Here is a 12308-nt window from a genome sequence, read left to right on the forward strand (position 1 = left end):
AGAGGGAAAGGGCAGTATGAAGGGACTTTCTAAACAAAATAGTTATGCACAATTAATTGAATGGCCTGTGACTAACTTTTATTTATTTGATATTTTAAAATAAAAAAAGACTGTTATACCAATGTGTAAAGCGTATAATTAAGGAATGATAAATAACGCAAAATCTGTGCATAACTAATATGGTGTTGACAAATGGGCAACAAATAAATGTAGTGACGAACACATATTCCCCGCAATATGTTGTGGTCCAAATTGTGGATATGTGCGTAACTTTGTGTATAACTTGTGAAAAAGGTGGAAATTATGAACATTAAGATTATTGGTGTAGGTAAATTAAAAGAAAAATATCTCAAACAAGGAATTGAAGAGTATGCAAAACGGTTAAGTAAGTTTTGTAAATTTGAAATTATTGAAGTAAATGATGAAAAGGCACCGGAAAAATTAAGTTCAGCAGAAATGATTGATGTTAAAGGTAAAGAGGGCGAACGTATCCTTAGTAAGATTAAAGAAAAAGAGTATGTTTATGCTTTAGCCATTTTAGGTAAGGAACGTACGTCGGAAGATTTTGCTAAAGAGATTGCTGATCTTGGAACTTATGGGCATTCAGACATAACCTTCGTTATTGGGGGGTCATTAGGACTAAGCGAGGACGTTTTAAGACGCGCCGACACACAAATCTCGTTTGGTAAATTTACCTTACCGCATCAATTAATGCGGATGATTTTGACTGAACAAGTTTACCGTGGATTTATGATTAATGCAGGGAGCCCCTATCATAAATAAGGACCTTTCAATACTTTAAGTAACGTAATTTTAGGATATCAGTAGATTTTCATATTTTCCCTTGACCTAGAGCTTGCTTAAAGGTGGATGATAAAAATAAGTAATTTTAAATTTAGTCGTATAAGAGGGAGAATTTATGAATAAAAAGAATTTAATCATCGTGACTATTGCATTGCTGTTATCTAACGCAATGGCAGGTCTTGATGGAACGATTATTAATACTGCATTACCATCAATCGTCAGTGATTTGCATGGTATCCAATATATGGGATGGATTGTTGCAGTTTTCTTGTTGGGGATGGCAGTTGCCACACCTCTTTGGAGTAAATTAGGCGAACGAATTGGTAACCGTGGTGCATATCAGTTAGCAACTTTTTTATTTGCAATCGGTGCGGTTTTTCAAGCAACATCAAGTAATATTGTCTTTTTCTTAGTTGCTAGAGTAGTTATGGGTATTGGTGCAGGTGGGATGAATACAATTCCGTTTATTATTTATGCTGATATTTATAAAAATATTAAGAAACGCTCACAAGTTATTGGTTATGCAACAGCTAGTTACAGTATTGCATCAATTATTGGACCTTTAGTTGGTGGCTGGATCGTTGATACGTTTAGTTGGCATTGGGTCTTCTATATCAATGTACCAATAGCATTAATATCAATTATTTCAATCCAATTTTTCTTCAAAGAAGAAGTTAAAAAACGTCAAAAGGGGAATATCGATTACTTGGGTGCTGGAATGATGATTGTCAGCTTAGTGACCTTATTAACAGGTATTCAAATGATTGGTGTTGGGTCAATTAATTTAGTCGTTGGGTTAATTATTGCTGGAATTATCTTACTCGGTATTTTGTATAGAGTTGAGGATAGGGCCGTTGATCCGATTATTCCCAATCGATTATTTAAAAATAAGAAACTGATTGTTGATTTTATCATATTTGCCTTTTTATGGGGAGCATTTATCTCATTTAACATCTATATTCCAATGTGGGCACAAGGAATACTTGGAATGAGTGCATTGATTGGTGGGGCAACACAAATTCCTGGTGCAATGACTAATTTATTTGGTTCGTTGTCCGGTCCATCAATGATTCCTCGATTGGGGAAATACCGGATTATTACAATCGGAACCATTAGCTTTATTATTTCGTTTGCTGGGATGTTAGTTGTAGGTGTGACAGTCCCATTCTGGTATTTATTACTAATGGGTGCTTTTGAAGGGTTCGGTTTAGGAATGTGTTTTAATGTCCTACAACTGAGTGTTCAAGAGGATGCGGAGGGTCGAGATGTCCCAATCGCAACTTCATTTGCCTACTTATTACGTATTTTAAGCCAAACATTTATGTCATCAATTTATGGGGTTATCCTTAACAGTGCGTTGTTAAAAGGAGTTAATCAGTCTCATGGTAAAATTACGATGGAGATGTTAAACAAGCTAAGTGATTCGAAGCGTGTTTCAAGTCTTCCTGAAAAATTATTACCAGCAATGCGACAGATTATGTATGAAGGGTTGCATAATATTATGGTAATCGCGACAATATTATTGATTATCGTTTTACTATTTAATTTATGGATTCAGGCTCAATCTAGAAAACAACTAAGTTAAAAAATAGAATCTCTGAGAGAATGTACTATGTACTAAGTCGTATCGAGTTGACTGATGAAATTATATAAAATTTAATGGGGTATATTGATTTATCTGCTTGTAAAGTTATTAATAGATTCCCAGTGTAAATTCCTTGATTAATGTCAATTTATCAAATGCACTGTACTTAACTCTAGGCAAAAAAATCCCGCCATGATTGTCGAATGAAATTATATATTTCATCTGATAATCATGGCGGGATTTTTACAAAAAGGCAGATACCTTTTTAATCGTATTTTTTATAGATAATAGGTTAGGTCACTTGCTGGAGTCGGATAAGCTAAGATAAGTTTAGTAACATCTGTTTTTGATGTTTTGTTAGCAATTAATGGTGTTAGATAATTGATAAGTTCTTCCGCAATTGTGGTGTATGCGACAGCACCAACAAGTAAGTTGGATGATTTATCAAAGATAGTTGTCACAGATGCTTCAGATTCTTTAATTCGATTAAAGGAATACCAGTTAGTTGTCTCTTGTACTCTAATGTCATAATGTTCAGGTTCATTTTTAGCTTGTTCAATCGTAATGCCAACTTGAGATAGTTGTGGGCTGGCATAGACAGTCATTGGAATTGGTGGGTAAGCAATTGGACTATTCGATTTTTTAAGTAGTTGGTCTGCAACGTAATGACCTTCAAATGTTGAAACAGGTGTTAACTTAGGTTGTTTGCGTGAAACAATATCTCCAATGGCATAAATTCGATCATTTTTCGTTTTTAAGTGAGAATCCACAATAATACCATGTGAATCTGATTCAGCACCTGTAGCAGGTAGGTTTAATGTATTAACGTTAGGTTGACGGCCCATAGCTGAAATTGCCAAATCAACAGTTAAAGATAATCCCTTATCGTCTAACATCTGGAAGCCTAAAGGACCTTCTGTTATTTCTGTAATATTAGTGTCAAAGTGAAAATGGACACCATTAGTTTTCAAATTCTCAATGAGACGGGTTGTATATTCAATTGGAAATCCACGTAATATTTGACTATTATGTTGAATAATATGAACTTCTGAGCCAGCAATAGCAGCTATATTAGCAAGCTCAATTGAAACATAGCCAGCGCCAATAAAAGCTATTTTATCTGGTAATTCTTCAAGTGATAAAAAATCGGTACTTGTTTTTAGTAAATGACTGCCTGGAATATCAGGGACTACAGGTGACTGACCGGTCGCAATTACAAAATTATCGGCAGTGTAAGTTTCAGTATTAACGTTAATTTCTGACTTTGAAATAAACTTAGCAGATCCGTGAACAGTTTTAATATTTGCTGCAGATAAACCTGCTAGGGTATTGGCTGGAACTTTATCCGTATAAGCTGATTTAAAAGCCATTAATTTAGGCCAATCAATGATAGAACTGCCAGTTAGTCCGAAGCCTTGCATTGCTTCTTGGCGTTGTTTAGTTTCAACAGCAGAATAAAGCATTTTTTTTGGGTCACAACCTCGATTAGGACAAGTACCACCCCAAAGATCATTTTCAATAATGAGAACAGATTGCTTTTTACTTAAATCAAAAGCAGTAGAAAGACCACCAGGTCCAGCACCAATAATAATTGTATCGTAGTGTGATTGTTTCATAATTAATATCCCCCATAATAAATATTTAATAATTATACTGATACTAGCATAAAATTGAAAATTAATTAAAAATAATCGCTTAAAAATGTTTCATGTGAAACATTTTTAAAAAGAAAGCATAGCTTTTAAATTTTTAAAATAGTGACAGACAAAGTAATCCAGTATTAGAATATTTTATTTGATTATTAAAATCACAGAGGTTATAGTTTAAAAAGGGCGTTAAGTCAATGTATGTAAAGGATTTTAGCTATTTATTTAACTACAATTATTTGGGGGTCATTATATGACAGCAACAGTACTAAACGATATTACGAAGGTACTCATTTACACGATTGTATCGTATCCAATCGTTGGAGGCCTAGCCTTTATTGTATCGAGCCTTTATTATAGAATATTTATGGAGAAGAAGGAGCTCCCTAAATATTTAGAGAAGGGAGAACCATTCATTTCTATTTTTGTACCTGCTCATAATGAGGAACAATCAATAGAAGCAACAATTCGACATCTAGAGACTAAGTTAAATTATCCTCTAGATAAATATGAAGTTATTGTAATTAATGATGGTTCCACAGATAAAACCGGTGAGATTTTGGAGACGCTACAAGAGGAGTTCAAATCACGTTTAAGAACGATCACAATTATTAATAATCGTGGAAAAGCAGCTGGATTCAATATTGCATTGGCATTTGCTAAAGGCGAATTTATTTTATCCAATGATGCGGATTCAAAACCAGAAGTTGATGCCTTATGGAAATATATGTCATATTTTGAAAGAAAAGGTGGCAAGAATTTAGGCGCTGTCACTGGGAATATGTTACCAATTAATAAAACAACAATTGTAGCAGAAGCACAACAGAATGAATTAAATTCAATCATTGGCTTAATTAAGAGATCGCAATTATCTTATGGCGGTTTATTTGCTTTCTCAGGTGCAAATACAATGTATCGAAAAGCAGCCGTTTTAGATGTTGGTGGTTGGGAAGCTGAACAGCCAACAGAAGATATCGCAATTGCCTGGGACATGCAGGCATTAGGTTGGGTGGCTTATTTTGCGCCGCATATTCGCTTCTTTATGGATGTACCTGAAAAGCTAGGTGAACTAATTAAACAAAGACATAGATGGTCATCTGGTGGCGTTTATGTACTTCTAACGAAGACGTTACGCGTTCTACGTCATCCGATTAAACAATTTTCAAGTGTACCTATTATTATTGATTATGGATTAAGTGTTATTTGGTCAGTCTTTTATTGGTTAAGTATGATTGCATTTTTAGCAATTCAAATTATCTGTATTGTAAATGGTGATTGGTTACAGTTGAGCAATAACTTAGCGCTCGCCTGCATATTTATTTCAATAGAGGTCATTATTGGTTTGATTCAGTTAATCATGGCGTCATTTTTCAATGATAGTGGTAAATCTTTAAAATACGTTATTTTTGCGCCGTGGTATATCCTCATTTACTGGATGGTAAATACGTATACAATGGTAGCTGAGTTAATTCCGACAGTGCGTAAAATTATTACGGGTGAAGATGGTGGCGTATGGCATTCACCTGAACGTTCGGATAGTATTACAACAGATTTAGGAGGCGACGATGATGACAAAAAATAAGCCTGACTATATTGTGAACGAAGTAGATGAAGACGCATTGACGATTGATTGGTTTTTTGGTCAAAAAAATGTAAGTCTCAAACTAAGACAATTAGTATTAATAACAATTGGCTGGATTGCGTGCTTAGTACCAATCAGTATCACGGTTATCTTGATTTTATTTAAAGATAAGGCAATCCCAATTGATCAAACACTATTTACTGAGCTTTTTGATACGATTATAAATACATTCCTACAATACTATTTGTTTTTTATTGCGTTCTTTTTAATTTTGCATATTTATAATTTAATTCTTTCGAATAATCGTCTAAAAAATGATATAGAAAGTTATGATTCAAAATTATTAAAGAAACACACTGACTTAGCTGAAGAAATGTACTATTTAAAATATGGGCCACGAGATCATAGAGAGGGTCAAAATAAAATTATCATACAAGATTATGCCGATATTGGGACATTTGAATTAAGGCAACAATTTGATTACTTTGGAGATGAGGATGAAGATGATTTCTAAAGAGGATAAAAGATTATTAGATGAGATGGTTGTACGAGAAAGAAATATGAAGAAAAGACGTGACATTTCGGGCTTGATGTTACATAAATTAAGATTATTTAAGCGAAGATTAGTTACGTTTTTAACGGTTTTATCAACCGGAATCCTATTAGGACTTTATATGACATTTGAGCCATTCAAAATGTTGTCAGTTGTCAGTATTATAGAAGTTAATGTACTGGTAGCGGCAATTCTATTTCTATTTACGTCATACTTTTGGCAAATAATGCTCAAACACTGGCCATTAAAACATTTAATTAGTTGGTATAAAACTAAACTAAGAGTAACGTACGCGGGCCCACTGCTTGCTTCAAAAAGATGGTTACAGTTTTATTATAAAGATCGGGATATTTCACCGTATATCCCACAAATATTGTATTACCTACAAAATGAGTCTAAGTTAAAAACAGTTGATGAGGTATTAGCATTTATTGATGAAGGGGCACCTTCAGAAGTGGAAGAACATAATGTGTTAGATAAATTTAGACGATTTATTGGTGAAACAAATCAAATGGTCCTGAGTACTGCTACTGCAGATGGGATGCCATCGAGTCGTCAGATGCGATTTATTGTTTCACCTGATAAATCAAATGTTTGGTATTTTGGTTCAGCTCCGGAAACGCCTAAAATTGCTGAATTGGATTTAGGTAAAGCAGCTATTAATACAATTCCAACGAGTACAGGGATGACTATTGCTAGTAATAGGTTAAGTGTTAAGAGGTCAAAATATAAATTAGAAGATCTAGCAGAGTTGTATCGGGCACAGGTGCCAGGATTTATGGATGGATTACTGGAAGAAGATATAGAAAATGAGATTATTTATGAAATAGTGATCAAAAGTGCTCGATTAGATACTTGGACACAGCACGATCAAGTGAAATTTTAAAGGTATTATTAGCAATATTCATTGCTGATAATACCTTTTTTTAATAAATCAATTAAAAAAATAAACTTTTTACTTGATTTTCAACGTATTTATCTCTATATTTTGACACATAAATTACAGACGAATTATTAATAGATTAACTGTCACTAAGGGAATAAGAAGGTAATGGTGTATTTGATTTATTTTACATTTATTACGGAATATGATATTTATTACATTATTTCAAGATAATGATATTTGACTGAAATGCTTATGTAAAAACTAACTGATAGTATGAACCTCGTAAGATAAATAAGAAAAAAATAAATAAAAACGTTTAACTTAAAAGGAGAACTAAATATAATGAAATTAAATAAAAAGATGACAAAATTTTCAGTAGCAATGGTAGCAACAGTAGCAGCAGGTCTTGGACTTGCAGTTAAAGCAGCAGATGCTGATGTATATACTGTAAAATCAGGTGATACACTAAATAACATCTCAGCAACTTACGCTAACAAAACATCTAATGATGTCAGTGTTAACGCAATTGTTAAAGAAAATAAAATTAGTAACGCTAATTTAATTTATGTTGGTGAACAATTAACAATCAATACTGATACAGCTGCTAAAACAGCAAATACAGCATCAACAACAAATACAACAACTACTAAGGCAGCAACACCAGCTGCAACTCCTGCTAAAGCAGCAACAACAGTTGCACCAAAGAGTACAGTGTCAACAGCAACTGCAAGCACTACTGATTCATCAAGTGCTAAAGCATGGATTGCTAACAAAGAATCTGGTGGTTCATACTCAGCAAGAAATGGCCAATATATTGGTAAATACCAATTAAGTTCATCATATTTAAATGGTGATTACTCAGCTGCAAACCAAGAAAAAGTAGCTAACAATTACGTAACAAGTCGTTATGGTTCATGGAGTGCTGCAAAATCATTCTGGTTATCAAACGGTTGGTACTAAAATTTAAATTATAAAAATAAGAAGCTTTGGATAGGGATATAATTCCTTATTCAAAGCTTTTTTGTTACTTTAAATCTTATGTTAAAATGATAATGTCCAGTAACTAAATTACATGAATGAAAGTTGAGAATTGAATTGAAAAATTACGAATTTTTACTATTTGATATTGATGATACGTTACTTGATTTTGGGTTAACTGAAAAAGCTGCACTAGAAAAGCTTTTTTTAACGCAAAAAATAACATTAGATGATAAAATAAAACAAAATTATTTGAAATTTAATCAGCAGTTATGGCGCCAATATGAGCGTGGTAATTTAAAGCGGGATCAATTATTAGAAAATCGGTTTGCGATATTTTTCAAAAAACAGTTTAATAGAGTAGTTGATGGTAAAGAGTTGGCTAAACAGTATCAAGATAATCTGTCTGCCGGACATGAAAAAATGATGGGCGCAGATGAATTATTGGCATCAATAGATACAGCTAACTATCAATTGTCGATTATTACCAATGGCGTTGCAAACATGCAGTATAAACGATTAGCAGAATCAAAGTTAGATAAGTACTTTCCGCAAATATTTGTTTCGGAAATGACGGGTTATCAAAAACCAACGGTTGGCTTTTTTAACTATGCTTTTGACCATATTGCTGGATTTAATCCCGATAAGGCACTTATTATTGGTGATTCTTTAACATCAGATATTCAAGGTGGGAACAATGTTCACGTTGATACTGTCTGGTACAATCCGAAAAACATTAAAAATAAGACATCAATAAAAGCGACCTACGAAATTGATGATCTGTTAGCCATAAATAATATAATATAAGAATAATTATAAATCTTGGATTAGAGGAATGGTGAATAATGAAAGATGCTAAAATGATGAAAAATGTTAAAAAGATTATTACGTATGCTATTTTTGTGATTGCTACCTATTTTTTATTTTCACAAGTTTTATCAGTGTCAGAAATAGCAACGGATCGTTCCTTTATGGAGATTGCAAAAGCAGAACCAGTCGTATTTATTATTATCTTTTTTATAATTTATAGTTTATTTATGATAATTAGTATTGCTTTTTTCTATTTTTCTCATATTTTATTAAAAATTAAGGGAAAATATGATATTAGTTTACTTATTTTAAATTTTTTCACAGTTTTTTTAACAATATCAACGCTTGTTATTAAATCAGTTGGAGGGGCATTACCAACAGTAGTTATCAAAACTAGTTTATTTTTTATTTTAATATCGATGTCCTTATCAACGACTGCAAAATTATTAGCCTTACGAGAAGAACGACTAAAAAAAAGAAAAAAATAGGTTAAATATAGCAGTATTTTAAAGGAGGTACATATGAAAATTAAAGAGCGGTTGGATACGTTAAGTGATGCGATTATAGCCATTATTATAACCATTATGGTATTAGAGATGCCAATTGAGATAAAAAATGGGGAGATTAACTTTGTTGGTTTGTTTCAAGCCATTGGAATCTTTATTGTTAGTTTCTGTTTTGTTGCTAATATCTGGTATCAACATGCGGTCGCATTTTCGGAAGTAAATGAAGTACCAAATAAAATAATTGTGATGGATTTAATCTTAATGATGCTTTTATCGTTAATGCCAACCTTCACACGACTAATGACAAGTGATACTGTCAGAGAAACGGTTACAATGTATGGTGTTTTATATTTGTTAATTATTTATCTATTCAGGGAAATTGTAAAAGAAATTATTCATCAAAAATATACAGAAAAATCTGATATGAAAAAAGTATATGTAACCATTTATGGCAGACATAACACAGAAACCGGATTATTAATATTAGCTTTAATTCTTATAGGCTGGTTTTTCCCTAAAATAACGTTAGTCTTTTTTATTATCATACCAATTCGTTCATTTATTACTAATAGTGCAGATAACAGTGAATTTACTAATATTAGTCAAATGGAACCTAAAGGTACTGAGGCATTCTTAGAGATGACACCTGAAGATAGAGAAAAATTAAAACCAATTATTACGACACTTAGAAAAGAAATAAAACAACAAGATCCTGATGCGTGGGAGAATTTTACAGAGGATGCTGAAGAGGCACTCGACGTTAGTGAAGGAACGATACTTAGATGGTTTCGTCAATATCGTCAAGCATTTGAGGATTCACAAAATACGCGAAGAAAAAATATAAAGTATGGTAGAGACCAATTAAGTAGAGAAGATGATTAATAGTAAACTGTCCGTCCAATTTTGGAAAGGGCAGTTTTTAATTACAAAAAACCCCTATACTAGACTGATATTTCAGTATCTAATATAGGGGGATTGTTATTATTATTGTGCCATAAAATCTTTTAACCAATTTTTACCTTCAACGAAACGCGTAACAAGCATTGCAGTAGCAGTATTTCCTGTTGAATTTAATAAAGTTGCGGGAATATCAATGATGGTTGTAATAATTAGAATTAATGGAAGAGCAGCCATTGGGAAACCGAAGATTGAACAAATTAAGGTTTCGGCAACCATACCACCACCTGGAATAGCGCCCATCACGACACCAACCAAGAATGAAACACAGATAATCATAATCATATTATTTAAACTCGTGATATCTTTACCAAAAACGGCAAATAAAAATGTTGTTTTTAAGATGCCACCAATAACAGAGCCATCCTTGTGCGTATTTGCACCTAATGGGATGATCGTATTTGCGATATCTTCGCTCACGCCCATTTTTTTAGAATACTCTAGGTTAACAGGGATACATGCAGCTGAAGAACTTGTTGCAATTGCTGTAACAGCAGGAGCTGAGACATTTTTCCAAAAAATCATAAAACCGGCTTTGCCACCTGCGATAAATGCATAGAAACTCATCATCACAAAGAAGTAGAAAGCTGTAATACCTAAGTAAAGAATGAAACTGCGCAAATATCCGGCAGCAATCTGAGGTCCTAAATTACCGATAATATTGGCAAAGAAACAACCTAAACCAATTGGCGCGTAGATCATCACATATTTAACCATCCGCATAACTACTACGTTTCCAGCTGATAAAAATTTTGTAAATACACTAGATTCTTTACCGGTTGCTGAAGCAGCTGTACCCATTAAAATCGAAAAGATAATTAGTTGTAACATATTATCTTTTGATAATAAATGATAAAAGTCATTAACGGTGAATGTATTAACTAATGTTTCTAAACCAGATGATTTTGTTGATGTATCTTTAACAGTACCCATCAAACCTTTAATCGTATCAACGTTGACGCCGTGAATAGGGTTAAAGAGACGAACACCGATATACCCAATAACACCAGCAATGAAAGCCGTTGTTAGGAAGACAATTAATGTTGTAATCATGATTTTACCAAGTCGTTTCATTTCAGACATTTCTGCGATGGCAGATGAAATACTGAAAAAAACAAGTGGAACTAAAATCATGTACATTAGATTTAGAAAAAGATCTCCTAAAGGTTTAAGGACAGCAGCTTGTTCTTTAAAGATTAAGCCGACAATCCCACCTATGATTAGACCCGAGAGTAATAATAAAGATGTTTTGTAGCGATTAAAAAAAGTAGTCATAAAAAATCCCCTTAAATAATTAGTCTAAAGTCATAAACACTAGTATATCAATTGTTTTGTTTAAAAGCTAAGTTAAAAAAAGGAAACGAATAATATGCAAAAACAAATGAGTTTAATCAATATTAAAAAATGAGATAGTATTAGTTAATAATGAGTATTTAACCGATTATACTAATTTGAAAGATAGCTTATTGACGGGTTAAATACATTAGTTTACAATTGTAATCATAAGACCAATGAAAGAAGGGCAATACTAATGAATAATAAAAAAATAATTGAAATTAGCGACGCTGAGTGGGAAGTTATGCGTGTTATCTGGACATTAGGTCAGAGTACTAGTAATGAAATATTTAAGAATTTAAAAGAAAAAAAGAATTGGCAAATGCCAACAATAAAAACATTATTGGGTCGATTAGTAAAAAAGGGTGCATTATCTGCTGATAAAGAGGGCCGAGCATTCATATACAAACCCCTAATAGAAGAACAAACGACGATGGATCATGTTAGTCAGTTATTATTTGAACATATGTGCCAAATGAAAATTGGCTCAACAATTGCCGATTTATTAAGTGAAGTTGAGTTAAGCCAATCAGATATTGTGAAACTACAAAGTGTGATTGATGAAAAAAGTAAAAATGCACCAGAAATGGTTGAATGTAACTGCTTAGCTGAAAAAATGATGTAAATGTTTCATGTGAAACATTATAAAATTTAATCTGATCCTTT

Annotated in this window: 12 protein-coding genes; 10 read left to right on the forward strand and 2 right to left on the reverse strand. The window is 32.8% G+C overall.

Annotated elements, in window-relative coordinates; translation table 11 throughout:
* Positions 1-303: 303 nt before the first annotated feature.
* A complete protein-coding gene (gene rlmH / locus AC1RPV_RS01590) occupies positions 304-783 on the forward strand; it encodes a 23S rRNA (pseudouridine(1915)-N(3))-methyltransferase RlmH (protein WP_481761097.1) in 480 nt (159 codons plus the stop codon).
* A 136-nt stretch (positions 784-919) separates the two neighbouring features.
* Positions 920-2389, forward strand: coding sequence for an MFS transporter (locus AC1RPV_RS01595; RefSeq protein ID WP_409021866.1), 1470 nt, complete (start codon positions 920-922; stop codon positions 2387-2389).
* 278 nt (positions 2390-2667) lie between these two features.
* On the opposite strand, the gene AC1RPV_RS01600 is transcribed toward AC1RPV_RS01595, so the two are convergent.
* Positions 2668-4005, reverse strand: coding sequence for a dihydrolipoyl dehydrogenase family protein (locus tag AC1RPV_RS01600; RefSeq protein ID WP_481761098.1), 1338 nt, complete (start codon positions 4003-4005; stop codon positions 2668-2670).
* Positions 4006-4288: 283 nt separating this feature from the next.
* Here AC1RPV_RS01600 and AC1RPV_RS01605 point away from each other — a divergent pair, with 283 nt between their 5' ends.
* The 7 genes from AC1RPV_RS01605 (at position 4289) to AC1RPV_RS01635 (ending at position 10232) form a co-directional block, all read left to right on the forward strand.
* On the forward strand, positions 4289-5617 hold the full coding sequence (locus AC1RPV_RS01605; RefSeq protein ID WP_409021868.1) for a glycosyltransferase family 2 protein: 1329 nt from the start codon (positions 4289-4291) through the stop codon (positions 5615-5617).
* Positions 5604-6131 carry a hypothetical protein gene (locus AC1RPV_RS01610; RefSeq protein WP_481761099.1) on the forward strand — a complete coding sequence of 176 codons (528 nt, stop codon included), beginning with the start codon at positions 5604-5606 and terminating at the stop codon, positions 6129-6131. The genes AC1RPV_RS01605 and AC1RPV_RS01610 overlap by 14 nt, the downstream gene beginning before the upstream one ends.
* Positions 6121-7056, forward strand: coding sequence for a pyridoxamine 5'-phosphate oxidase family protein (locus tag AC1RPV_RS01615; protein ID WP_481761100.1), 936 nt, complete (start codon positions 6121-6123; stop codon positions 7054-7056). The genes AC1RPV_RS01610 and AC1RPV_RS01615 overlap by 11 nt, the downstream gene beginning before the upstream one ends.
* A 342-nt stretch (positions 7057-7398) precedes the next feature.
* Positions 7399-8016, forward strand: a complete 618-nt coding sequence (gene apf, locus AC1RPV_RS01620) for an aggregation-promoting factor (RefSeq protein ID WP_481761101.1) — start codon at positions 7399-7401, stop codon at positions 8014-8016.
* A gap of 123 nt (positions 8017-8139) precedes the next feature.
* Positions 8140-8841: a YjjG family noncanonical pyrimidine nucleotidase gene (locus tag AC1RPV_RS01625; RefSeq protein WP_481761102.1), complete on the forward strand. Its 702-nt coding sequence runs from the start codon at positions 8140-8142 to the stop codon at positions 8839-8841.
* Positions 8842-8879: 38 nt separating this feature from the next.
* Positions 8880-9332, forward strand: a complete 453-nt coding sequence (locus AC1RPV_RS01630) for a hypothetical protein (RefSeq protein ID WP_481761103.1) — start codon at positions 8880-8882, stop codon at positions 9330-9332.
* Between the two features lie 33 nt (positions 9333-9365).
* Positions 9366-10232, forward strand: a complete 867-nt coding sequence (locus AC1RPV_RS01635; RefSeq protein WP_481761104.1) for a TMEM175 family protein — start codon at positions 9366-9368, stop codon at positions 10230-10232.
* Positions 10233-10334: 102 nt separating this feature from the next.
* Here the strand turns inward: AC1RPV_RS01635 and AC1RPV_RS01640 are convergent, their stop codons facing one another.
* Positions 10335-11582 (reverse strand): dicarboxylate/amino acid:cation symporter, encoded by a 1248-nt coding sequence (locus tag AC1RPV_RS01640; RefSeq protein WP_481761105.1) that lies wholly within the window; start codon positions 11580-11582, stop codon positions 10335-10337.
* Between the two features lie 256 nt (positions 11583-11838).
* Here AC1RPV_RS01640 and AC1RPV_RS01645 point away from each other — a divergent pair, with 256 nt between their 5' ends.
* Complete coding sequence (locus AC1RPV_RS01645) at positions 11839-12267, forward strand: CopY/TcrY family copper transport repressor (RefSeq protein WP_481761106.1); 429 nt, start codon at positions 11839-11841, stop codon at positions 12265-12267.
* Positions 12268-12308: the final 41 nt, after the last annotated feature.

Source organism: Dellaglioa sp. CoH-55-MRSF-9 (assembly GCF_056782155.1).